Genomic DNA, 22,908 nt, shown 5'->3' on the forward strand with positions numbered 1-22,908 from the left:
GAGACCCCGACATGTCCGCCTTCTCCGCCCTGCCCCTGGTGATCGAACCGGCTGACCTCGCCAGCCGCCTCGACGCCCCCGACCTGATCCTGGTCGACCTGACCAGCGCCGCGCGCTATGCGCAGGGCCACATTCCCGGCGCCCGCTTCATTGCCCCCGCGCGTACCCAGCTCGGCGGGCCGGCACCGGGCCTGCTGCCGGCCAAGGCCGACCTGGAAGCTCTGTTCGGCGAGCTGGGCCACAACCCCGATGCTGTCTACGTGGTCTACGACGACGAAGGCGGCGGTTGGGCCGGCCGCTTCATCTGGCTGCTGGACGTGATCGGCCATCACAACTACCACTACGTCGACGGCGGCCTGCACGCCTGGCTCGCCGACGGCCTGCCGCTCTCCGAGGACACCCCGGCACCAGCCGGCGGCCCCCTGCCGCTGACCCTGCACGACGAGCCCACCGCCACCCGCGAATACCTGCAGAGCCGCCTGGGCGCCGCCGACCTGGCCGTCTGGGACGCCCGCAATCCCAGCGAGTACAGCGGCCAGAAAGTCCTCGCCGCCAAGGCCGGCCACGTCCCCGGCGCCGTCAATTTCGAATGGACCGCCGGCATGGACCCGGCCCGCGCCCTGCGCATCCGTACCGATATGCCACAGATCCTTGAGGACCTGGGCATCACCAAGGACAAGGAAGTGATCACCCACTGCCAGACCCACCACCGTTCCGGCTTCACCTACCTGGTGGCCAAGGCCCTCGGCTATCCGCGGGTCAAGGGCTATGCCGGTTCCTGGTCGGAATGGGGCAACCATCCCGACACCCCCGTAGAGGTTTAAGGAATGTCGTTCAAAGATCGTCTGTTCATCCTCGCCCAGTACCTGCTGCCGCATCACCTGCTGTCGCGCCTGATCGGCTGCGCCGCAGAGTGCCGCGCGCCCTGGTTCAAGGACCGCCTGATTCCCTGGTTCGCCCGTCGCTACCAGGTGGACATGCGCGAAGCCCAGGTCGAGGACCTGCGTGCCTACGAGCACTTCAACGCCTTCTTCACCCGCGCCCTGAAGGACGGCGCGCGTCCGCTGGATGAAAACGCAGGCTCCGTGCTCTGCCCCGCCGACGGCGCCATCAGCCAGCTCGGCCCGATCGAGCACGGCCGCGTGTTCCAGGCCAAGGGCCACAGCTACAGCCTGATGGAACTGCTGGGCGGCGACGCCGAGCGCGCCGCGCCCTTCATGGGCGGCGAGTTCGCCACCGTCTACCTGTCGCCCAAGGACTACCACCGCGTGCACATGCCGCTGGCCGGTACCCTGCGCGAGATGGTCTACGTGCCGGGCCGCCTGTTCTCGGTAAACCAGCTGACCGCCGAGCAAGTGCCGGAGCTGTTCGCCCGCAACGAGCGCGTGGTGTGCATCTTCGACACCGAGCGCGGGCCGATGGCCGTGGTTCTGGTCGGGGCGATGATCGTCGCCTCCATCGAGACCGTCTGGGCCGGCCTGGTTACTCCGCCCAAGCGCGAGCTGAGGTCCTTCGCCTACGACGAAGCTTCCCGCGCACCGATCCACCTGGAGAAAGGCGCCGAACTGGGCCGCTTCAAGCTGGGCTCCACCGCCATCGTACTGTTCGGTCCGGAGCAGGTCAGCTGGGCGGAAAACCTCGCTGCCAGCACCGCCGTGCGCATGGGCGAGCGCCTGGGTGGCGCGCGCCAGGGCTGACGCCCACTCTTATAAGGCGGGCGGCCAATGAGTCGCCCGCCAACGCTTTTCGCCTCATCGTGCCAGTTCCCTGCCATGAAACGCTTCCTGCACCTGTTCGGCTGGCGGGCAAATGCCACCAGTCATCTGGAAAAATGGCTCTCCGCAATCGGAGCGCTGTGCGGCATCGCCGCCATCTACGCCGTCACCCACTGGGTCCTGCCCGGCGAAGCAGCCATCTGGGTCGTCGCCTCCATGGGCGCCAGCGCCGTGCTGCTGTTCGCCGTGCCTCATGGCGCCCTGTCGCAGCCCTGGGCCGTGCTTGGCGGGCAGGTCCTCTCGGCCATCGTCGGGGTGATCTGCCAGAAGCTCTTTCCCGACCAGCCCTTCACCCCCGCCCTCGCCGTGGGCGCGGCGATCCTGGTCATGCACTACGCGCGCTGCATCCACCCGCCGGGCGGCGCCACCGCGCTGGCCGCCGTCTCCGGCGGCCCGGCCGTGACCGCGCTGGGCTTCCACTACGTGCTCAGCCCGGTGCTGCTCAACGTGGTGCTGATTCTCCTCGTCGCCATCCTGTTCAATGGGTTGTTTGCCTGGCGTCGCTACCCCGCGCCGCTGGCACGCCTGCCGGACTCGCCGAAGCTGCCCGCCGGCCCGTCTCCGGAAGACCTCTACCATGCGCTGCGCAAGATGGATTCGTTCATCGACGTGCAGTTCGACGACCTGCTGAAGATCCTCCAGTTGGCCCAGGAGCACGCCCAGGCTCAGCGCCTGACGCCGGAAGATGTCCTGCTCGGCGCCAGCTACAGCAACGCCCTGAGCGGCGACGCCTGGGCCGTGCGACAGGTGATCGACGACCACCCGGACAAGCGCGGCCGCCAGGACCAGGTGGTCTACAAGGTGGTGGCCGGCGCCGGCAAGGGCAACACCGGCGTCTGCCGGCGCCAGGACCTACTCGACTGGGCCGCCCATCCGGTGATCGCCCAGGGCGACGGCTGGGTACGCAGCACGGCGCAGGACTCGGCGAAGAACGCCCTGCAACGGCAGATCAAAGGCGAAACACCGCTGGCGTGACCTGTCCGCGCACCATCCGGGCGATGGGCTGCGGCGGGCGACGGATGCTGCTAGAGTTCGGAAAAAGCCGACAGTTATGACCAGCCGGTTCGTACAACGAGCCGGCTTGTGGAGAAACCATTCCCACCATGGACAACAGTCCCCAGCAGTTTCTACGTGTCCCCACACCGACGCACGAGAGCCTGAGCTTCTGCAACGCCAACACGCGCGAGCTGAAAAACTGGCTGGATCACCTGCCCAAGGCCAACCTCGGTGAAACGGCCCGCCAGCTCTATCAGGGGCTGATCGAGCTCAACCAGCTCAAGCTGCCGGTCGAGACGCGCCTGCAATTGCTGGAACTGTTCCGCCCGGAAGTGCACTTTGTCTGCCATAACCTGGAACGCCACTTCCTCAACCAGTCCATCGTCCTGGACGAGCGTCCGCGCAAGGTCGCCAACCTCTGTCAGGCGCTGCAGAACCACCTGGCCATCGGCTACAAGCTGATCGTCGTACGCGAAGCCTCGCGCTTCACCCGCGAGCGCGCCCAGACCATGACCGCCGCCATCCAGCGCGCCATCCGCAGCCTCTGCGGTCCGCTGGTGCGCGCCTCGCAGCTGTACTGCCCGGTGCCGGAAAACCTCTGGCTGGAACTCCACCAGCTCTACCAACTGGCCCGTCAGCACGGCCTGCAGCACACCCCGGTACGCGACGCGCTGGCCCGCCAGGCCCAGGGCCTGTCCATCGAGCAGTCCTACCTGGTGGCGCTGATGCTCGGCTCGGCGCGCTGCAACCAGATGCGCCAGAACAACATCGCCCGCGTCGCCGAAGTCCTCGAAGGCTGGGCTGCGCTGGTGAAAGTGCAGACCGCCGATGCGCCCTCCACCCTGTTCGTGGTGGTTCCGCAGGTGGATGGCCCGCCGCGCTACCGCACCCTGTTCAAGGAAAGCGACCTTGCCGGCAGCCTGGGCATCGACCCGCAACCGCTGGTGGACGTGATCCGTGAATACCTGCTGCTGCCGCCGGAAAACCGAGCACAGGCGCGCCTGAAGGTGCCCGAGGGCGTCAGCGTCGACCTTCTGCAGCACCTCGCCGCAGCCTGGGGCGACATCGCCGAGCGCACCTTCCACCGCACCCCCGGCCAGGGCCAACTGACCCTGTGCATCGGCATGAGCGCCCTGCACTACTTCCTCGCTGGCCGTAAAAACTTCAATGACCTGCTGAAAATCCAGGTGCAGGAGCAGATACCGACCTTCAAGGCCGATGTGAAAGATGCCTGGTCCGATGCCTTCGACGCGCAGAAGCTCAACGACTGGCAACCCGGCATGCCGCTGGAAGAGATCGAGTACACCGCACCGCGCGCCACCGACGAGAGCGGTCTGGGCGTGGCGGCGGAGACTCCGCGCGACGATTACCCGGTGCACACACTGGCCATTGTCAACCACAGTCCCGGCGGCTACTGCCTGACCTGGCCGAAGGACATCCCCAGCCAGTTGCAGGCCGGCGAGATTCTGGGCATCCAGGACACCCCGGAGCACAGCTGGAGCGTCGCCGTGGTGCGCTGGATCCGCCAGGTCCGAGGCGGCGGCACGCAGATGGGCATCGAACTGATCGCCCCGCTCGCCCAACCCTGTGGCCTGCAACTGCTGCGCAAGACTGAACAGGGCAGCCAGTACCTGCGTGCCCTGCTGCTGCCGGAGATCGCCGCGATTTCCCGCCCGGCCACGGTCATCACACCGCGCCTGCCCTTCCAGGAAGGTAACCGCGTGCAGCTCAATTTGCATGGGGACGAACGCCGCGCCACCCTGACACGCAAGGTCACCGCCACCGCCAGCTTCACCCAGTTCGAATACCAGGCACAGGATTCAGCCGGCGCACCGAGCGATAAGCCCATCACAGCCCCGAACGCTCGCGGCCCCGGCGGGGAGGAAGACTTTGACTCGCTGTGGAAGTCTCTGTAGATTCCGGGGACTTCCCTTTCGTCGCCTTTTTGCTGCCGTCCAGCGCGGTATAAGCAGCCTTCCTCATGGCCAATGAAAAGAAAACCATCCGCCTGCTGATCCTGGAAGACTCGCAGAACGAAGCCGAGCGCCTGGTCAGCCTGTTCCGCAACGCCGGTCGTGCGACCCGCGTCCACCGCATCACCTCCAGTGAAGACCTGACGGACATCCTGCCCCAGGGCTGGGACCTGCTGATCGCAGCCCCGGAAGCCGAGGCGCTGGACCCGAGCGAAGCGCTGGGCGCCATCCGCCGCCAGGCCAAGGACATCCCCTTCATCCAACTGGTCAGCGGCACGGAGTCCGACGCCGTGACCGAGGCCCTCGCCCTCGGCGCGCAGGATGCCCTGCCGCAAGGCGAGGACGAGCGCCTGATCCTGGTGGCCAACCGCGAGCTGGCCAACCTCGAGGAACGCCGTGCCCGCCGCTCCGCCGAAGTTGCCCTGCGCGAAGCGGAGAAGCGCTGCCAGCTGCTGCTGGACAGCTCGGTGGACGCCATCACCTACGTCCACGACGGCATGCACATCTACGCCAACCGCGCCTACGTCGGCCTGTTCGGCTACGAGGACGCCGAGGAGCTGGAAGGCATGCCGATGATCGACCTGATCGCCGGCTGCGACCAGGCCAATTTCAAGGACTTCCTCAAGGGCTACCATCTCTCCAAGGAAAGCACCGAGGACAACGCCGACCTCGCCTGCAGCGGTATCCGCAGCGACGGTCAGGCCTTCGCCGCGCGCATGACCTTCTCGCCCGCCACCTACGACGGCGAGCCGTGCATCCAGGTGGTGATCCGCGCTGAATCCGACAACGCCCAGCTCGAGGAAAAACTCCGCGAAGTCAGCAGCCAGGACCTGGTCACCGGCCTGTACAACCGCGCCCATTTCCTCGACCTGATGGACAGCGCCGTGGAGCGCGCGGTGACCGCCGGCCAGCCGGCCACCTTCGCCTATATGCAGCTAGACCGCGCGCAGGCGCTGCAACTGGACCTGGGCGTCGCCAGCATCGACCTGCTGCTGGCGGACCTGGGAAACCTGCTGCGCGGGCAATTCCCCGAGCCGGCCCAGCTGGCGCGCCTGAGCGACGACGTATTCGCCGTGCTGTTGCCGGGCGAAGCGCCGGAGCACTCCGCGCCACGCTTCCACTCGCTGCTGAAGAAAATCGAAGGCCACCTGTTCGACATCCACGGTCGCAGCGCCCAGGTCACCCTGTCCATCGGCACGGCCGGGCTGGACGAGAAGACCACCCGCGCCCAGGAAGTCATCGAACGCGCCCACCGCGGCGCCGACGAGGTCGCGCAGAAGAACGGCAACGGCCTGAAGGTCTTCAACCCGGCCGATGAACTGGCCGCCGCCGCCTACCGTGGCGACATCAGCGCAATCATCCGCCAGGCGCTGGAGCAGAACAGCTTCCGCCTGCTGTTCCAGCCGATCATCAGCCTGCGCGGCGACACCCACGAACACTATGAGGTGCTGCTGCGCCTGCTCAACCCGCAGGGCGAGGAAGTGCCGCCGGCTGACTTCCTCAACGCCGCCAAGGCCAGCGGGCTGGCCGAGAAGATCGACCGCTGGGTACTGCTCAACTCCATCAAGCTGCTCTCCGAGCACCGCGCCAAGGGACACGAGACCAAACTCTTCGTGCACCTCTCCAGCTCCAGCCTGCAGGACCCGGAACTGCTGCCGTGGCTGAGCGTGGCACTCAAGGCTTCGCGCCTGCCGGCCGACGCCCTGATCATCCAGATCAGCGAACCGGACGCCATCGCCTTCCTGCGCCAGGCCAAGGTGCTGAGCCAGGGCCTGGCCGAGCTGCACTGCCAGATCGCACTCTGCCAGTTCGGCTGCGCGCTCAACCCGTTCAACACGCTCAAGCACATGAACGTCGACTTCGTGAAGGTCGACGGCTCCTACGTGCAAGACCTGAACATCCCGGAGAACCAGGAAAACCTGAAGACCCTGATGGCCAGCCTGCACGCCCAGGCCAAGCTGACCATCGTGCCCATGGTGGAAAGCGCCACCGCGCTGGCCACCCTGTGGCAGGCCGGCGCCAACTACATCCAGGGCCGCTACCTGCAGGGGCCGAGCCAGGCGATGGACTACGACTTCGCTTCGGACGAGTGATTCCGACCGGCAGAAACAAGAAAGCCGCCCCAAGGGGCGGCTTTTTCATTCCGGCGTCGATCAGCGCTGGTCAGGCGCCTTCGCGGTCACGGAAGCCGAGCAGGTACAGGATGCCATCCAACCCGAGGGTGGAGATCGCCTGCTTGGCCGACTGCTTGACCAGCGGCTTGGCGCGGAACGCCACGCCCAGGCCGGCCAGGCCAAGCATCGGCAGATCGTTGGCGCCGTCACCCACGGCAATCGTCTGCTCCAGTTGCAGACCTTCCTTCGCCGCCAGCTCGCGCAGCAGGTCGGCCTTGCGCTGAGCGTCGACAATGGGTTCGATGGCCACGCCGGTCAGCTTGCCGTCGACGATCTGCAGCTCGTTGGCGAACACATAGTCGATGCCCAGCTTCGCCTGCAGCTGCTTGGCGAAGTAGCTGAAGCCACCGGAAAGAATGGCGGTCTTGTAACCCAGGCGCTTGAGTTCGGCGAACAGGGTTTCGGCGCCTTCGGTCAGGCGCAGCGAGGCGCCGATCTCTTCCAGCACATCCTCGGAGAGGCCCTGCAGCAGCGCCAGGCGCTCCTTGAAGCTGGCGCGGAAGTCCAGCTCGCCGCGCATGGCGCGCTCGGTGATCTCGGACACCTGCTCGCCGACGCCGGCGGCCTTGGCCAGCTCGTCGATCACTTCGGCCTCGATCAGCGTCGAGTCCATGTCGAACACCGCCAGGCGACGATTGCGGCGGAACACCGAGTCCTGCTGGAAGGCGATGTCGACGTTCAGCTCCTGGGCCACGCTGAGGAACTCGGCGCGCAGGGCAGCCGGATCGGCAGGCTCGCCACGCACGGAGAATTCGATGCAGCCTTTGCCCTCGTCGGCCGGCATATCCAGCGGCATGCGCCCGGACAGGCGATCGATCTGATCGATGTTCAGGCCGTACTTGGCGGTGATCGAGCTGACCCGCTGCAACTGCTCGGCGGTCACCCGGCGAGTCAGCAGGGTGACGATGTGGCGGGGCTTGCCCTGGCCACCGACCCACTGGCGGTAGTCGTCTTCGGAGACCGGCGTGAAGCGCACCTGCTGGTCGAGCTTGTAGGCCGTGAACAGCACGTCCTTGAGCACCGACGAGGCCCGCTCGTTATCCGGGATTTCCACCAGGATGCCGAAGGACAGGGTGTCGTGGATCACCGCCTGGCCGATATCGAGGATGTTCACGCCACCCTGCGCCAGGACGCCGGTAATGGCCGCGGTGAGGCCGGGGCGGTCTTCCCCGGTGATGTTGATCAGGACGATCTCGCGCAAGGCGCTGTCTCCGCCATGGAAAAAAGGCGGTCATTCTACCTGCTTTCACTGCCTGCGGATGCTCCGCTCGCCTGCCTGCCCACGGATCAAGAGACGGCACCGCCGATCGGAATGCGCGGCAGATCGACACGACGTGCAGACTTTCGCCGCCTTGACAGCGCCTGCGGCGCTTTGCCCCCCGGTAGGGCCTCGTTATACTGCCCCGCATCTGCCCTAAAGAAGACCGAGCCCGCTGTGACCCGGCCCACCTCCGTCAAGCCCGACAATTTCTTCCTGCTGCTCTTCCACGCCCTGCGCCAGCGCCGCGTGCCGATTGCCCTGCGCATCGCTGTCCACAGCTTGCTGCTGGTGGCCACGGCCCTGGTGATCTACGCCTGCGTGATGGGCCTGCAGTTCAAGCAGGCCATGCAGCAGCAGGCCGACGCCCTTGGCCAGAGCCTGACCACGCAGACCGCGCAGTCGGCCACCGAGCTGCTGGTGTCCAACGACATCCTCAGCCTCAACGTGCTGCTCAACAACCTGACCAAGAACCCGCTGGTGGCCCACGCGGCCATCTACAGCGTGGACAACCGCATCCTTGCCGAATCCGGCACGCGGCCCAAGCAGGGCCTGCTGGGCGACGCCGAGGGCCTGTACTCCACGCCCATCACCTTCCAGGAGGTGATCGCCGGTCACCTGCGCATCAGCCTCGACATGCACCAGTTCGAGCAGCCGATGACCGTCAGCCTGCAGAGCATGGGACTGATCAGCCTGATCCTGCTGCTGCTCACCCTGACCTTCGGCCTGCGCCTGGGGCGGCAGATTTCCACACCGCTGTTACAGCTTCGTGTCTGGCTGCGCGATCCGGACGACAGCGCGCCGGGCGCCGGCCTGCAGAACGAGATCGGCGACCTCGCCCGCCAGCTCCAGGCGCGCCTGGCGCCGGAGAAGCCGCCGGCCCCCGAGCCAGTGGTCAGCCCCCCTGCGCCGCGCCCGAAAGCGCCGGCCAAGGCTGGCAAGCCCGTGGCCAAGGAACCGTCTCTGGAAGCCGTCGGTGCCACCGACGAACACGAATTCGACGAGAACATCTTCTCCGACGACGAACTGCTCGCGCCCGCCGCGCGCCGCAAGGCCGACTCCGATGAGGACTTCCCCGAGGAAGAATTCGAGGCGGTGACGGAAGAGGAAGCCGAAGACGAGATCGGCGTCGAAGAAGAACCTGAAGCCGAGCCGGAGCCGGTTTCCGCTGGCACCAGCGCGGTGCTGGCCGTGCAACTGGGCGCCCAGGAACAGCTGCGCCGACTGCCGCGCGCTCGCCTGGTCGACCTGCTGCAGCGCTACCGCGACTGCCTGGAGCAAGCCGCGCGCCTGTACAAGGGCACGCTCTACACCCTCAGCGACGGTGGCAGCCTGATCCTCTTCCACAGTCGCGACCAGGACGAGGAATTCCTCACCAATGCCCTGTGCTGCGGCGAGCTGATGCGCGCTCTGGGCCATGCCCTGCAGATCGAGGTGGCCGACAGCGGCATCACCCTGCAACTGCAGCTGGGCCTGGTGCTGGGCGAGGACGTTGCCGACCTGGAACAGGCCGAGCTGCTGCAGGATTCTTCCGCCCAGGATGCCCTGGCCCTGAGCCAGCACAGCCGCAACCTGCTGCTGGTGGAGAAATCCATCGGCGACGATGAAAAAGTCCGCGAGCGCGCACGTATTCGCCCTATCGCCAGCCCGGAAAATGCCTGCTGTGTGGAATGGCTGAAGGAACCTTATCCTTCCATGCTCGAACGCCAGCTCTCGCGCATGCGCGCCCTGCGCACCACCTGACACCAATAGAATGAGAGGTGGGGCCGCCTGGCCCCTCGTGGAAAGGATTCCATGACCACCCTGATCACCCATCCCCTGCCCGCGCTCGCCGTGGGCCTTGCGCTCGGCTCACGCTTCATCCCACCGCGCCTGCTGTTGGCCGGCATGCTCGCCGCCTGCCTGCCCGACCTTGATGTGGTCGCCTTCAAGTTGGGCATTGCCTATAACGATGCCTTCGGTCATCGCGGCTTCAGCCATTCCCTGCTGTTCGCGGCGTGCATGGGTGTGCTCGGAGCGCTGTGCTGCCGCCTGCTGAGCAGCGGCCCGCTGAAGGCCGGCCTGTGGGTGGGACTCGCCACCGCATCTCACAGCGTGCTGGATGCGATGACCGACGGCGGCCTGGGCGTCGCCTGGTTCTGGCCGTGGAGCGATCAGCGCTACTTCCTGCCGCTGCACCCCATCGAAGTCTCGCCCATCGGGCTGTCGCGCTTCCTCAGCCCGCGCGGGCTGGAGGTGCTGATCTCGGAGGCGCGCTGGGTCTGGCTGCCCTGCCTGGGCGTGGCGCTGGGCGGTATCGGTCTGCGCCGCGTCCTGCGTCGCAACGGCTGACTCAGCGCTTGCCCAACTGCACCTGAAGCTGCTCCAGTAACGGCGCCTGCGTGCTCGGCAAAGGCAGCTGCGCGGTGTAGCCCTGGAAGCTGCTGAACCGCGCCTGGTAATCCAGCTCGATCTGGAAGCGGTTGTCCCAGCCGGGAGAGTCCTCCGGCATCAGCTGATCGCAATCATGCAGGGCCTGGGGCGTCGCGCAGGGCTTGTAGGCCTGCGGGTAGACCTGACGCTTCCACAGCACCCAGGGCGACAGCGACAACCCGGCGAGGCTGTTGCGCCGCAGGTCCAGTTCCAGCAGCTGCAGCAGGCCGTTCCCGCCCAGGTACTGGTGCTGGTAGTCGACCATCACCATGTCCACGCTGTGCCCCAGGTCGTTGAGCATCCGCGTGTGCGCCGCGCCATCGGCATGGGCGTTCAGGGTGAGGAATACCTGGTCGTTACGGCGAATCAGCCGGTCCCATAGCAGTGCGCCGCTGGCGTTGTCTTCGCGGGACAGTTCCGCCACGCCTCCGGCGCTACGCCGCAGGATGCTGTGCGAGGCGAGAATCACCGGCACATGGGGATGCTCGTCGATGACGCTCTGCGCCCACGTCAGGGTGGCCTCGGAAGGGCTCCAGTCCAGCGCCAGCAGCAGGAACGACTGGCCGTAGCGCTGGAACAGGTGCACCTGGCTCAGGCCCTTGGGGTCGCTGCCGACGTAGGTACTCTGCCAGGCGGCGCGCTCGGGGCCGAAGTGATCCGCGAAGCGGTCGAGGAAGGAGCGACGGTCATCCGTGCTGGCCTCTTCGTGTACGTCACGTTCGCCCGTGGCGATGCTATAGGGCACGCCGCGCTCCTCCAGCGTGCGCATGGCGCCGCTGGCGGTCTGCCACTGGGTGGCGACACCGGCGTTTTCCACCACGTCGCCCAGGTGCACCACCAGCGGGACCTGCAGTACCTCGGCGTACTTGGCCAGCCAGAAAGTCTGCGCGAAGAACGCCAGCGCCGGCTGGTACGGCAGGTCGGGGAAGCGCTGTTCGCTGCGGAACAGGTGACGCTTGCGGTGATTGTTCTCCGCGTAGAACTGGGTATCGGGCAACAAGGGCAGCACGAAGCTGCCGCCGCCGGAGGCGATCTCCAGCGCTGGCAAGGGGTGCTGGCGGAAGAACGCCTGGTCCCGCTCGACCACATCCTGGGTATCGGAATCGCCGCAGCCGCCCAGCAACAGGCAGCCGGCAAGCAAGGGTGTCAGTGCTTTCATCACGGCTTGGAGCCCACTCCGGGAAGGCGCAGCAGGCGGAAGGTTTCCTTGTCGAAACTGCCTTCGAACAACAGCTGGGAGGCCGCCGGCTGGGTGGCGGCTACGCGCTCGGCATCGCGCGCCTGGATCATCAGGTAGAACGGGCCGCCCTGCGCCGCCAACTGCTCAGGGCGGTCGAGGAACAGCGGCTTCAGGTCGCGGTCGAGATTGACCATCAGCTTGATCGCCTGCGCGTCCGGCGCCATGCCATAGAGCGCCAGGGGGGCGGGCTGTGCGTCGAGCTGGCGCAGCACCTCGCGGGAAAACGCCTGGCTGTCGTACAGACGGTGCTCCATCGGTTCGATGACCAGAATGTAGCCGGCCCAAAGTGCGAGCGCGGCGGCCAGCGCCAGTGCTGGCGGATGTCGCCAGCGCAGTGCACCGAAAACCAGCAGCGCGGCGAGCACCACGATGCACGCTGGCAGGCGCCAGCCCAGCGCGGCAAGCTCCTGCGGATAACGCTTCCAGGCCAGCCACAAACCCGCCAGCAGCAGGACCGGCAAGGCCAGCCACAGCGCCCGCAGCAAACCGCGCAGCACCTGTGCCAGGCGGCTGCCGGCGACCATGAACGGGTAGCCGGCAATAATGGCGGCCAGCGGCGCCAGCGCGATGATGTAGCGGGCCTTCTTGGCCTGCGGCACCGACAGCCCGACCATGACCACCAGCGCCGCCAGGGCGCAGCCCGCCACCAGGCGGAACGCCGGCTCGCGGCGACGCTGCCAGAGCAGCGCCAGCGCCGGCAGCGCCAACGGGAAGGCCAGCGCGTAGTTGCCCAGGGAGCTGCGGAAGTAATACAGCGCATCGCTGGAGCCGGCGGAGCCGTCCAGACGACCGATCACCTGCATCTGCAGGACGTCCTGGACGAAGGCTTCGCCACCCGCCGAGCGCGCCAGGGCAATCAGCGCGAAGACGCAGAGAATCAGCAACGCCAGCGCGCTCGCCGAGAAGGCGAACAGCGGCTTCCAGCGCCGGTCCAGCAGCAGTTGACTGCACACCATGCCCGCCGGCACCACCAGCCCCAACGGGCCGCGCAGGGCGAAACCGAGCAGCAGCAACGGCAGCAGGCGCAGCAGCAAGCCTGGCACGCCATGGCGCTCGGCATGGAAGGCAACGTAGAAGGCCAGCAGGCCGACGGCCGCCACCATCAGGTCAAGGGACACGGCCCGCGTTTCGCTGACGAAGGTGGCGGTCAGCAGCAGCATCGCCACGCTGACCAGCGCCCAGGAGCGCGAGAACGGAGCCACGAGGCGATACACAACGCCGGTGCAGATCGCCCCGGCCAGGGCGGTGGGCAGCCAGGCGGTGAATTCGGTGACCCGCCCCAGTGGCAGCGAGAACAGGTAGGTCAGGAAGGTCGAGGTGGCCGGATAGTCCGGATAGGGCGCGCCGTAGGTGGTCGGGAACCAGCCCGGCCCGTGGCGCAGCATTTCGCGCGCGAACAGCACGAAGCGCGAGTCGAAGCCGACGAAGGCATCGCCCTGCACACCGAGCAGGAACAGCATCAGCGCCGCCAGCATCACGCAAAGCGTCTGACGACTCAGGGCGGACTCCGCCTGAACACCGGAAAGTTGAGGGAGTGACGACACGCGCGAGTCTCTCGCAGGTTCCGCGCGGAAAACGTCCGGGCGCCATTAACCTGCACAAGCGCCCGTAGATACCACAGGGGCCGTCAAGAAGATGTCAAAACCGGCCACGGCAGAAGCAAAACGGCCCGCAAAGCTATGCTCGGCGGGCCGTGAATGCTGCGATCGCGAGGATCGAACTAGAAGCGGTAGACCTCGACATCGGTGCGGATCGGCACCACCAACGGGATCTTCGGACCTTCTTCCTTGGGCTTGGCCGCCTGCTCGGTATTGGCCACTGCCGGCTTGCGTGGCGGCGCAGCCTGCTGCTCGGCAACCGCTGCGGCAACCGGACGCACGTCACGAGCCAGTTGCACGGACAGCTTGCGCAGCAGGTCGCCCTGCGCGCGCACCTGGTCCTGCACGCTACCCGAGTGCGCCTCTTCCTCGCGGAAGACACGGCTGTCGCGCAGTTCACCCTTCGGGTCGAGCAGACGCCAGCGTGCCTCCAGCACCGCCGGCTCCTTGGGGCCGGAGTCCAGGCGGCTGATGGTCAGCATGACCTGGACCTGCGGAGTGAAGCCGGGCTTCTCCGGGAACAGCGCCAGGCGGGTGCTGTCCAGCTCGCCCGAGAGCAGGCGCATCAGCTGCTGACTGACGTTGGTCTCGAGACTGCCGGCCCAGCGGGCTTCGGTAGACAGGTTGAGGATTCCGTCAGCCTGGCGCTGGACCATGGTCTCGCGCTTCAGGTAGTCGGCCAGGGATACCGGACCGAGGAGTACAGCGACACCGTTGTCCCGTTCCGGAACCGGAACGGCACCCGCATCCAGCTGGTACAGCTGGGTCGGTCGATTCACCGTACAACCCGCCAGCCCAAGGAGGCTGACGAGGGAAAGATAGGCCAAGGCGCGCAAAGCGCTCATCTGGATCACCGTCATTCGCCGATTTTCGGCGCTACTTCTAACAAAACCAATATGACTTCAGGCAACGCGCCGCGGCGCCGGTTACCCAAAGGGACGTATCATCCCTTAACCGGCGCCTCAGCTCCAGAGGCAGAATGTATCGAGCCGCGTTTCAATCCTGAGACAGCGATTCTACCAGCAAGGCGTCCACTCGCTGGAAACCGCGCGGCAGTTTGTTGCCCCGACGGCCCCTTTCGCCCTTGTAGTGCTCCAGGTCGTCACCCTTGAGCGAGAGCGTGCGCTTGCCGGCCTGCAGCACCAGAGTCGCGCCCGTCGGAAGAACGGCGAGGTCGGTGAGGTACTCCTCGCGGCTGGCCACGCGGTCGCCCGGCACGCTGATGATCTTGTTGCCCTTGCCCTTGGCCAGCTGCGGCAGGTCGGAGACCTTGAACAGCAACAGGCGGCCTTCGGTAGTGACTGCGGCGATCCAGTCCTGTTCCAAGTCATTTACCGGGCGCGGCGCCATGACCTGCGCACCGTTGGGCAGGCTGAGCAGCGCCTTGCCGGCCTTGTTCTTGGCCTGCATGTCCTCGCCCTTGGCGACGAAGCCGTAGCCGGCGTCAGAGGCCAGCACATACAGGGCATTATCCTCCGGCAGCAGCACGCGATCGAAGGAGGCGCCCGGCGGCGGCGTCAGGCGGCCGGTGAGCGGCTCACCCTGGCCACGGGCGGACGGCAGACTGTGGGCCGCCAGCGAGTAGCTGCGCCCCGTGGAGTCAATGAACACCGCGTACTGGTTCGAGCGGCCCGGCGCGGCCACCTTGAAGCCGTCGCCGGCCTTGTAGGAGAGGCCGGTGGCGTCGATGTCGTGGCCCTTGGCGCAACGCACCCAACCTTTCTCGGACAGCACCACGGTCACCGGCTCGGTCGGCATCAGCTCGGTTTCCGACAGGGCGCGGGCTTCGGCGCGGGCGACGATGGGCGAGCGGCGGTCGTCGCCGTAGGTTTCAGCGTCGGCCAGCAGTTCGTCGCGCACCAGTTTGCGCAGCTTGGCGTTGGAACCCAGGATCGCCAGCAGTTTGGCGCGCTCCTTGGCCAGCTCGTCCTGCTCGCCGCGGATCTTCATCTCTTCCAGGCGCGCCAGCTGACGCAGGCGAGTGTCGAGGATGTAGTCGGCCTGCAGCTCGGAGAGCTCGAAGCGCTGCATCAGGACTGGCTTGGGCTGGTCCTCGGTGCGGATGATGTGGATGACTTCGTCGAGGTTGAGGAAGGCGACCAGCAAACCTTCCAACAGGTGCAGGCGCTTCTCGACCTTGTCCAGGCGGAACTGCAGGCGGCGGCGCACGGTGTCGGTGCGGTAGGTCAGCCACTCGCTCAGCACCTGGCGCAGGTCCTTGACCTGGGGTTTGCCGTCCAGGCCGATGACGTTCATGTTCACCCGGTACGAGCTTTCCAGGTCGGTGGTGGCGAACAGGTGGGTCATCAGCTCTTCGGCATCCACGCGGTTGGAGCGCGGAATGATGACGATGCGGGTCGGGTTCTCGTGGTCCGACTCGTCGCGCAGGTCAGCCACCATCGGCAGCTTCTTGGCCTGCATCTGCCCTGCGATCTGTTCCAGCACCTTGGCCCCGGAGACCTGGTGCGGCAGCGCGGTAACGACAATATCGCCGTCCTCGACGCGGTATACGGCGCGCATGCGCACCGAGCCACGGCCGGTTTCGTAGATCTTCTGCAGGTCGGCGCGCGGGGTGATGATTTCCGCTTCGGTGGGGAAATCCGGGCCCTGCACGTGTTCCATCAGGTCGACGATGGTCGCTTGCGGCTCATCCAGCAGGCGGATGCAGGCAGCGGCCACTTCGCGCAGGTTGTGCGGAGGAATGTCGGTGGCCATGCCCACGGCGATGCCGGTGGTGCCGTTGAGCAGCAGGTTCGGCAGGCGCGCCGGCAGCACGGCCGGCTCGTCCAGGGTGCCGTCGAAGTTCGGCACCCAGTCCGCGGTGCCCTGGCCCAGCTCGGACAGCAGGGTCTCGGCGTAGCGCGACAGGCGGGCCTCGGTGTAACGCATGGCGGCGAAGGACTTGGGATCGTCCGGCGCACCCCAGTTGCCCTGACCGTCCACCAGCGGGTAGCGGTAGGAGAACGGCTGCGCCATCAGCACCATGGCTTCGTAGCACGCCGAGTCGCCGTGGGGGTGGTATTTACCCAGCACGTCACCGACGGTACGCGCCGACTTCTTGTGCTTGGAGTCGGCGTCCAGGCCCAGTTCGCTCATGGCGTAGACGATACGCCGCTGTACGGGCTTGAGACCGTCGCCGATGTGCGGCAGGGCGCGGTCCATGATCACGTACATGGAGTAGTTCAGGTAAGCCTGTTCGGTGAAGTCGGCCAGTGACCGGCGCTCCACGCCCTCCAGACTCAGATCGAGGGTTTCGCTCATGCGTGCCTCACGGTGTAGATCGCTGGCGCAGCACCAGGGTGCCGTCCTGCTGGGTGAAATCGAGTTGTCTGAGTGCGCTCATGCCGAGCAGCACCTCGTCGCCTTCCATGCCCGGCGCAATCAGCGCCGGCACATTGGTCAGGCGGATGTCGCCAAGCTGCAGGCTGGGCAGGCGCGTGCGCCAGCCCTGACTGCGGCCGTTGGCGGTGTCCAGGGTCACCGGCAGGCCACGCGGCAGGCCGAGGCGATCGGCCAGGCGCTGCGGCAGGGCCACCTGGGTGGCGCCGGTGTCGAGCATGAAGGTCACCGTCTCGCTGCCGATCCTGCCGTCCACCACATAGTGGCCGGCGCGATTGCCGATCAGCCGCACTTCCACGTAACCGTCGCCGCGGGTCGACTGCGGCTGCGGGTTGGGGTTGTGCTGACGGGTTTCCCAGGCACCGAAATAGCGGGTGGCCAGCAGGATGCCCGCGCCCCAGGCGAGGAACATCATGATCTTGCCGATCCGCTTGCCCGGCACCGCGTCGTTCATTTGCCACCAAGCCAGCCGCCGGCCGGCGCCGCGAAGCGCAGCACGTAGGGGCGACTGTCACCGTCGGCGCGGGCGTGCTCGCCGTTGTCCAGGCCGATCCAGGCACCCTGGTCGTCGAGGATCAGCGCCTCGGCCACGCCGTAAGGCAGGTCGTAGCGCCGTTCCGGGGCAAGCGCACCGGCGGCGAAGGACCAGCAAAGCTCCTGCACGCCGGTCTTGGCATCGCGGCGACAGATCTGGTGCGCCAGGCGCTCCAGGGTGAACAGCTTGTCCTTATACAGCGCGAGATCGGAGAAATCGATCGGCAGCGCGCGCTCGGCGCCCAGCTCCGGCGGCGGCAGCGCGGTGCCGCCTTCGCTGAGCATCACGCAGTTGCCATCGCACTTCCAGGTGCCGTTCTCGTTATGCACCTTGAGCAGGCCGCGGCGCTGGCGCTCGGCTGCCAGCCACAGCTGCTTGCCGTTGGCGCTGATGGCGATGCCTTCGTAGAGCGCATTGAATTCCATCAGCAGGCCACTGGCGCGGGCCTGACGCAGCAGGTTCTGCGGCAACGGCAGCCAGCTCGGCTCGCCAACGGCGGGCAGCAGCAGGACGGCGGCATAGCCCTCGCTGACCACATAACGGTTGCCCGCCTGGTCGCAGCTGATGCCTTCGAAGTCCATGGCGCCGCCGCGCAGCAGGCCGCCGATGCTGACCCGCGCGCGGGTGCCCCAGGACAGGCCGCTTTCCGGCGTGCCCGGCACCACGAAGGGTTCGGCGCTGGCCTGCCAGGCCTTGCCCGGCGTCTCGTCGATCAACAGGCGGTAGATGCGGTCGTCATCGCGGTCGGACACCGTCCACATCTCGTTGCCACACAGCGCGAGCCCGGAGAGGTTGCCGCTGGGCATGCCTTCCACCGGGTGTTCCGCGACGAACTGCAGCGACGCCGGCGCCATGGGCGTGGCGAGCGGCGCGGCAGCCTTGGGAGCCTGGGCGGCGACGGCAAGGCCGGCGCAAAGCCCAAGCGAAGCCAACAGCCAGCGCATCAAGCGATGTCCGCCAGGTTGCCCTTGGTTTCCAGCCAGGACTTGCGGTCGCCGGCGCGTTTCTTGGCCAGCAGCATGTCCATCATTTCCACGGTGCCCTCGGTGTCTTCCAGGGTCAGCTGGACCAGGCGACGAGTGTTCGGATCCATGGTGGTTTCGCGCAGCTGCGGCGGGTTCATCTCGCCCAGGCCCTTGAATCGGGTGACCTGCGGCTTGCCACGGCGCTTCTCGGCGGCCAGGCGGTCGAGGATGCCGTCGCGCTCGGCTTCGTCGAGGGCGTAGAAGACTTCCTTGCCCAGGTCGATACGGAACAGCGGCGGCATGGCGACGTAGACGTGGCCGGCTTCCACCAGCGGGCGGAAGTGACGGACGAACAGTGCGCATAACAGGGTGGCGATGTGCAGGCCGTCGGAGTCGGCGTCGGCGAGGATACAGATCTTGCCGTAGCGCAGCTGGCTCAGGTCGGCCGCACCCGGATCGACGCCGATGGCCACGGCGATGTCGTGGACTTCCTGGCTGGCGAGCACTTCGCCGCCGTCCACTTCCCAGGTATTCAGGATCTTCCCGCGCAGCGGCATGATCGCCTGGAATTCCTTGTCCCGCGCCTGCTTGGCCGAACCGCCGGCGGAGTCACCTTCCACCAGGAACAGCTCGGAACGCATCGGGTCCTGCCCCGCGCAGTCAGCCAGTTTGCCGGGCAGTGCCGGGCCCTGGGTGATCTTCTTGCGCTCGACCTTCTTGCCCGCCTTGAGGCGGCGGCCGGCGTTGCTGATGGCCAGTTCGGCCAGCTGTAGGCCCAGCTCGGGGTGGGCATTGAGCCACAGGCTGAAGGCATCCTTGACCACACCGGAGACGAACGCGGCGGCCTCGCGGGAAGACAGGCGCTCCTTGGTCTGGCCGGAGAACTGCGGCTCCTGCATCTTCATCGAGAGGACGAAGGCGATGCGCTCCCAGACGTCTTCCGGGGCCAACTTCACGCCGCGAGGCAGCAGGTTGCGGAATTCGCAGAACTCGCGCATCGCATCCAGCAGGCCCTGGCGCAGGCCGTTGACGTGGGTGCCGCCCTGGGCGGTGGGAATCAGGTTGACGTAGCTTTCCTGCAGCGATTCGCCGCCCTCGGGCAGCCACAGCAGGGCCCAGTCCACCGCCTCCTTGTTGCCGGCCAGCGAGCCGCAGAACGGCTCGTCGGGCAGGCGCAGGTTCTCGGAGACCGAGTCGACCAGGTAGGAACGCAGACCGTCCTCGTAGTGCCACTCGATGCGCTCGCCGGTGGACTTGTCCTCGAAGCTGACCAGCAGGCCTGGGCACAGCACGGCCTTGGCCTTGAGCACGTGCTTGAGGCGGCTGACGGAGAACTTGTGCGAATCGAAGTACTTGGCGTCCGGCCAGAAGTGCACGCTGGTGCCGGTGTTGCGCTTGCCGACGGTGCCGACGACCTCGAGGTCGCTGGACTTGAAGCCGTCGGCGAAGGTCATGCGGTATTCGTTGCCGTCACGCTTGACCCGCACCTCGACCAGGGTCGACAGCGCGTTCACCACCGAGATGCCCACGCCGTGAAGGCCGCCGGAGAACTGGTAGTTCTTGTTGGAGAATTTGCCGCCGGCGTGCAGCTTGGTGAGGATCAGCTCGACGCCGGGCACGCCCTCTTCAGGGTGGATATCCACCGGCATGCCGCGGCCGTCGTCGATCACTTCCAGCGAGTTGTCCTCGTGGAGGATCACCTGCACGCTCTTGGCGTGGCCGGCGAGGGCTTCGTCGACGCTGTTGTCGATGACTTCCTGGGCCAGGTGGTTGGGCCGCGAGGTGTCGGTGTACATGCCCGGGCGCTTGCGCACCGGGTCGAGGCCGGAGAGAACCTCGATGGCGTCTGCGTTATAGGCGTTCTGCTGGGCCATGGGGTTCCTGCTTAATCAGTCGAAGAGGTGATGGCTTCAAAGTCGGAAAAATCCACGTCGCGCCACTGGCTGGACGGCACACCGGCAAAGGCCAGGAGCGCCGGCAGATGGCTGACGAAGCGCTGGAAGCCGTGGTCGCCGCCGGACTCGATGCGCAACGCGCCGGCCCGGTAGTAACGCTCGGCGGCGCGGTAATCAAGGGTTTCGTCGGCGGTCTGCAGCCACACCTGGTAGCGCGAGCCGTCGATGGGCGCGGGGACTTCCAGTTCCGCCAGCGCGGCAACGTGATCGAGGGTCAGTTCCCAGGTCTCGCCGCTGTAGTAGTTGGTCTGCGGGCCGAGCTGGCCGTCGAACAGCCGGTGCGGTGCCACCGCCGGGTTGATCAGCACGGCCTTCAGACCATGGCGTTCGGCCAGGTACGTCGAGTAATAGCCACCCAGGGAGCTGCCGATCAGTAGCGGCTGGCCCAGTTCGGCGACGGCGGCTTCCAGTTGCGCCAAAGCCTTACGCGGATGGTGATGCAACGCGGGCACGCGCAGTTGCTCGGCCAGGCCCAGGCGCCCCATGGCAGCCGTGAACTGGCGCGCCTTCTGCGAGCCGGGCGAACTGTTGAAGCCGTGGATATAGAGGAATGCGGTCATGGGCCGGGAGGCTACAAGCTGCAAGTGGCATGCCGCAAGTGGGTCAGCGTCGCAAGGCGTTCGAAGCGTGACCGATCAATAGCCCTTGATGCTGTAGTCGACTTCGAACTCGATGTCGGTCACTCGCGAAACGCCGGTCTGCACTTCGCCATCCAACATCAGCCGCAACCAGCGGTAGCCCGGCGCCGGGCTGTCGACGCAGAAGTCCTCGCTGCCCGGGGTGAACTGCACGCAGGTCGACGGCGAGGCCAGCAGGCGCACGTCGCCGCGCATGCGATCGATCTCCTGGTGCACATGCCCCCAGAGCAGGCAGCGCACGTTCGGATAGCGGTCGATGACGGCAAACAGCCGTTCCGGGTTGTAGATACCGATGCGGTCCATCCACTGGCTGCCGATGGACACCGGATGGTGATGGAAGCTGATCAGCAGGTGCTTGTCCGGCGCGGCCTGGATGGCGCGCTCCAGCAGCTGGATCTGCTCGACGGTCATCTGCCCCGGCACCGCGCCGGGAATGGTGGAGTCCAGCAGGATCACCCGCCAGGCGCCCAGGTCGATCACCGGTTCGAGCAGGTCGGTACCGGCGGCGGCTTCGCGCATCGGCTCCATTTCGTCGTGATTGCCGGGGAACCAGCGGGTCGCTGCGTCGATCGGCGCGGTGATGGCGCGGAATCGCTGGTAGGACTCGACCGAGCCATCCTGGGAGAGATCACCCGTGGCCAGCACCAGGTCGATCACCGGTTGCTCCTCGCCCACCAGGCGGACGACCTGCGTCAGGCTGTCGGCGGTATCCATGCCCAGCAGCCGGCCATTTTCCTGCGCGAACAGATGGCTGTCGGAAAGCTGGACGACCAGGACGGAATCGGAAGCGGTGGGCTGGGTGGGCAAAACGCCTTCTCCTGTGAGGCGGGCGTGCGGGAATTCGTGACGAAGTATGGTGACAGGCGCCCCCCTGAGCAAACCGGGAAAGCGTCACAGATCACAGTTAGGGACACGAGTGGGCGATGGGCGGGCAGGATATCACGCGCAGCCATATCACATGGCCATCATCGAGACTTCAGCGTTGCAGCACTGGCTCCAGCTCGTGGCCGCAGGACAGGCAGTGGCTCAGCCATTCGCCGAGGAACTGGTTGAGCTGGTTCTTCTCGTCCGGCTGGTGCATCGCCTGGTTCGGGTAGGGGTAGATCGCCAGCAGGCGGCGCGCCTGCTCGGCGCCGACCACTTCGGCCATGCGTGCATCGTGGTACACCCGCACTTCCAGCTTGGGCGCCGGCAGCCAGGGCAGGCCCAGCTCCTGGCGCACCTGCAGCACGGTGGTGTAGGGGCAGGCTTCGATCACGTCCAGCGCCAGCACGCCAAGCAGACGCTCGCCTTCGCTGAGCGCCACGCGACGCGAAACCTGGGCCTCGCGCATTTCCGGCAACAGGCGCATCAGGCGCAAGTAGTTCGCCTCGCAGGTCGCCTGCAGACCCGCCAGGTCGACGCGATAGCGCTCGCGCAACAGATTCACACCCATAACCCCCTTACCTCGGCGCGATTGAGCGCCAGCCATTGCAGGGCGAGCATGCTCGCCGCGTTGTTGATGCGGCCGTCACGTACGGCCTGCAGTGCTTCCTCGAACGGCATGACATGGACGCGGATGTCCTCGCCCTCCTCCTCCAGCCCGTGGATGCCCGAGGCATTGCTGCTGTCGCAGCGGCCGACGAACAGGTGCACCAGTTCGTTGCTACCACCGGGCGACGGCAGGTACTGGGCGATCGGCCAGAGCGCGCCGAGAGTCAGGCCGGCCTCTTCCACCGCTTCGCGGCGGGCGACTTCCTCGGGCTCCTCGTCCTTGTCGATCAGCCCTGCCACCAGTTCCATCAGCCAGGGATTGACCCCGGCGTCCATGGCGCCGACGCGGAACTGCTCGATCAGCACCACTTCATCGCGCTGCGGATCGTAGGGCAGCACGCACACGGCATCGTGGCGCACGAACAACTCGCGCTTGAGCACCGGGCCCATGCCGCCGGCGAACTGGCGGTGCCGCAGGTGCAGGCGGTCGACCTTGTAGAAGCCCTTGAAGCACTGCTCACGCTTCTGGATCTCGATGTCCTGGGGGCCTGGCTTGAACGTTTCCGACATCCCGTTC

At 66.7% G+C, this 22,908-nt stretch carries 19 protein-coding genes; 7 read left to right on the plus strand and 12 right to left on the minus strand.

The features are described from left to right. Positions 1 to 11 precede the first annotated feature (11 nt). The 5 genes from rhdA (at position 12) to IB256_RS11890 (ending at position 6,837) form a co-directional block, all read left to right on the plus strand. The gene (gene rhdA / locus IB256_RS11870; protein WP_192292997.1) at positions 12 to 824 is read left to right on the plus strand and encodes a thiosulfate sulfurtransferase; all 813 of its coding nucleotides are present in this window, start codon (positions 12 to 14) and stop codon (positions 822 to 824) included. Positions 825 to 827: 3 nt separating this feature from the next. Next, positions 828 to 1,697 (plus strand): archaetidylserine decarboxylase, encoded by an 870-nt coding sequence (gene asd, locus IB256_RS11875; RefSeq protein WP_192292999.1) that lies wholly within the window; start codon positions 828 to 830, stop codon positions 1,695 to 1,697. A 75-nt stretch (positions 1,698 to 1,772) separates the two neighbouring features. After that, positions 1,773 to 2,750, plus strand: a complete 978-nt coding sequence (locus IB256_RS11880) for an HPP family protein (RefSeq protein ID WP_192293001.1) — start codon at positions 1,773 to 1,775, stop codon at positions 2,748 to 2,750. A 128-nt stretch (positions 2,751 to 2,878) separates the two neighbouring features. Continuing rightward, a complete protein-coding gene (locus IB256_RS11885) occupies positions 2,879 to 4,687 on the plus strand; it encodes a molecular chaperone (RefSeq protein ID WP_192293003.1) in 1,809 nt (602 codons plus the stop codon). A gap of 65 nt (positions 4,688 to 4,752) precedes the next feature. Beyond that, positions 4,753 to 6,837: an EAL domain-containing protein gene (locus tag IB256_RS11890; protein ID WP_192293005.1), complete on the plus strand. Its 2,085-nt coding sequence runs from the start codon at positions 4,753 to 4,755 to the stop codon at positions 6,835 to 6,837. 70 nt (positions 6,838 to 6,907) lie between these two features. On the opposite strand, the gene serB is transcribed toward IB256_RS11890, so the two are convergent. After that, complete coding sequence (gene serB / locus IB256_RS11895; RefSeq protein WP_138524114.1) at positions 6,908 to 8,119, minus strand: phosphoserine phosphatase SerB; 1,212 nt, start codon at positions 8,117 to 8,119, stop codon at positions 6,908 to 6,910. 234 nt (positions 8,120 to 8,353) lie between these two features. Here serB and IB256_RS11900 point away from each other — a divergent pair, with 234 nt between their 5' ends. Beyond that, positions 8,354 to 9,919, plus strand: a complete 1,566-nt coding sequence (locus tag IB256_RS11900; protein ID WP_192402679.1) for an AhpA/YtjB family protein — start codon at positions 8,354 to 8,356, stop codon at positions 9,917 to 9,919. Positions 9,920 to 9,970: 51 nt separating this feature from the next. Further along, entirely contained in the window at positions 9,971 to 10,507 is a 537-nt protein-coding gene (locus tag IB256_RS11905; RefSeq protein WP_192293009.1) for a metal-dependent hydrolase, read from the plus strand. A gap of 1 nt (position 10,508) precedes the next feature. Here the strand turns inward: IB256_RS11905 and IB256_RS11910 are convergent, their stop codons facing one another. The 11 genes from IB256_RS11910 to IB256_RS11960 form a co-directional block, all read right to left on the minus strand. Then, complete coding sequence (locus IB256_RS11910) at positions 10,509 to 11,747, minus strand: calcineurin (protein ID WP_192293011.1); 1,239 nt, start codon at positions 11,745 to 11,747, stop codon at positions 10,509 to 10,511. After that, a complete protein-coding gene (locus IB256_RS11915) occupies positions 11,747 to 13,303 on the minus strand; it encodes an ArnT family glycosyltransferase (RefSeq protein ID WP_192402961.1) in 1,557 nt (518 codons plus the stop codon). Before IB256_RS11915 ends, IB256_RS11910 begins: the two co-directional genes overlap by 1 nt. A gap of 245 nt (positions 13,304 to 13,548) precedes the next feature. Then, on the minus strand, positions 13,549 to 14,271 hold the full coding sequence (locus tag IB256_RS11920) for a membrane integrity-associated transporter subunit PqiC (protein ID WP_081515787.1): 723 nt from the start codon (positions 14,269 to 14,271) through the stop codon (positions 13,549 to 13,551). A 151-nt stretch (positions 14,272 to 14,422) separates the two neighbouring features. After that, the gene (parC, locus tag IB256_RS11925; protein ID WP_192293013.1) at positions 14,423 to 16,687 is read right to left on the minus strand and encodes a DNA topoisomerase IV subunit A; all 2,265 of its coding nucleotides are present in this window, start codon (positions 16,685 to 16,687) and stop codon (positions 14,423 to 14,425) included. A gap of 7 nt (positions 16,688 to 16,694) precedes the next feature. Continuing rightward, positions 16,695 to 17,219, minus strand: coding sequence for a TIGR02281 family clan AA aspartic protease (locus tag IB256_RS11930; RefSeq protein ID WP_192293015.1), 525 nt, complete (start codon positions 17,217 to 17,219; stop codon positions 16,695 to 16,697). Next, positions 17,216 to 18,244, minus strand: coding sequence for an esterase-like activity of phytase family protein (locus tag IB256_RS11935; protein WP_192402681.1), 1,029 nt, complete (start codon positions 18,242 to 18,244; stop codon positions 17,216 to 17,218). Before IB256_RS11935 ends, IB256_RS11930 begins: the two co-directional genes overlap by 4 nt. Continuing rightward, the gene (gene parE / locus IB256_RS11940) at positions 18,244 to 20,139 is read right to left on the minus strand and encodes a DNA topoisomerase IV subunit B (protein ID WP_081515508.1); all 1,896 of its coding nucleotides are present in this window, start codon (positions 20,137 to 20,139) and stop codon (positions 18,244 to 18,246) included. The genes IB256_RS11935 and parE overlap by 1 nt, the downstream gene beginning before the upstream one ends. Positions 20,140 to 20,150: 11 nt before the next feature. Continuing rightward, positions 20,151 to 20,780: a YqiA/YcfP family alpha/beta fold hydrolase gene (locus IB256_RS11945; RefSeq protein WP_192402683.1), complete on the minus strand. Its 630-nt coding sequence runs from the start codon at positions 20,778 to 20,780 to the stop codon at positions 20,151 to 20,153. 75 nt (positions 20,781 to 20,855) lie between these two features. Next, on the minus strand, positions 20,856 to 21,665 hold the full coding sequence (cpdA, locus tag IB256_RS11950) for a 3',5'-cyclic-AMP phosphodiesterase (protein WP_192402685.1): 810 nt from the start codon (positions 21,663 to 21,665) through the stop codon (positions 20,856 to 20,858). Between the two features lie 169 nt (positions 21,666 to 21,834). After that, complete coding sequence (locus tag IB256_RS11955) at positions 21,835 to 22,293, minus strand: DUF1249 domain-containing protein (RefSeq protein ID WP_045216166.1); 459 nt, start codon at positions 22,291 to 22,293, stop codon at positions 21,835 to 21,837. Beyond that, the gene (locus IB256_RS11960; RefSeq protein ID WP_017520423.1) at positions 22,284 to 22,901 is read right to left on the minus strand and encodes an NUDIX domain-containing protein; all 618 of its coding nucleotides are present in this window, start codon (positions 22,899 to 22,901) and stop codon (positions 22,284 to 22,286) included. The genes IB256_RS11955 and IB256_RS11960 overlap by 10 nt, the downstream gene beginning before the upstream one ends. Positions 22,902 to 22,908: the final 7 nt, after the last annotated feature.

It is taken from the genome of Pseudomonas sp. PDM17 (genome assembly GCF_014851985.1).
In the GTDB taxonomy this organism is placed as follows: domain Bacteria; phylum Pseudomonadota; class Gammaproteobacteria; order Pseudomonadales; family Pseudomonadaceae; genus Pseudomonas.

Bases quoted from the DNA above. Each gene is read 5' to 3' on its own strand.
- rhdA (WP_192292997.1), top strand. From the start codon at position 12: ATGTCCGCCTTCTCCGCCCTGCCCCTGGTGATCGAACCGGCTGACCTC.
- asd (WP_192292999.1), top strand. From the start codon at position 828: ATGTCGTTCAAAGATCGTCTGTTCATCCTCGCCCAGTACCTGCTGCCG.
- IB256_RS11880 (WP_192293001.1), top strand. From the start codon at position 1,773: ATGAAACGCTTCCTGCACCTGTTCGGCTGGCGGGCAAATGCCACCAGT.
- IB256_RS11885 (WP_192293003.1), top strand. From the start codon at position 2,879: ATGGACAACAGTCCCCAGCAGTTTCTACGTGTCCCCACACCGACGCAC.
- IB256_RS11890 (WP_192293005.1), top strand. From the start codon at position 4,753: ATGGCCAATGAAAAGAAAACCATCCGCCTGCTGATCCTGGAAGACTCG.
- IB256_RS11905 (WP_192293009.1), top strand. From the start codon at position 9,971: ATGACCACCCTGATCACCCATCCCCTGCCCGCGCTCGCCGTGGGCCTT.
- IB256_RS11910 (WP_192293011.1), bottom strand. From the start codon at position 11,747: ATGAAAGCACTGACACCCTTGCTTGCCGGCTGCCTGTTGCTGGGCGGC.
- IB256_RS11915 (WP_192402961.1), bottom strand. From the start codon at position 13,303: ATGCTGGCGGCGCTGATGCTGTTCCTGCTCGGTGTGCAGGGCGATGCC.
- IB256_RS11920 (WP_081515787.1), bottom strand. From the start codon at position 14,271: ATGAGCGCTTTGCGCGCCTTGGCCTATCTTTCCCTCGTCAGCCTCCTT.
- parC (WP_192293013.1), bottom strand. From the start codon at position 16,687: ATGAGCGAAACCCTCGATCTGAGTCTGGAGGGCGTGGAGCGCCGGTCA.
- IB256_RS11930 (WP_192293015.1), bottom strand. From the start codon at position 17,219: ATGAACGACGCGGTGCCGGGCAAGCGGATCGGCAAGATCATGATGTTC.
- IB256_RS11935 (WP_192402681.1), bottom strand. From the start codon at position 18,244: ATGCGCTGGCTGTTGGCTTCGCTTGGGCTTTGCGCCGGCCTTGCCGTC.
- parE (WP_081515508.1), bottom strand. From the start codon at position 20,139: ATGGCCCAGCAGAACGCCTATAACGCAGACGCCATCGAGGTTCTCTCC.
- IB256_RS11945 (WP_192402683.1), bottom strand. From the start codon at position 20,780: ATGACCGCATTCCTCTATATCCACGGCTTCAACAGTTCGCCCGGCTCG.
- IB256_RS11955 (WP_045216166.1), bottom strand. From the start codon at position 22,293: ATGGGTGTGAATCTGTTGCGCGAGCGCTATCGCGTCGACCTGGCGGGT.
- IB256_RS11960 (WP_017520423.1), bottom strand. From the start codon at position 22,901: ATGTCGGAAACGTTCAAGCCAGGCCCCCAGGACATCGAGATCCAGAAG.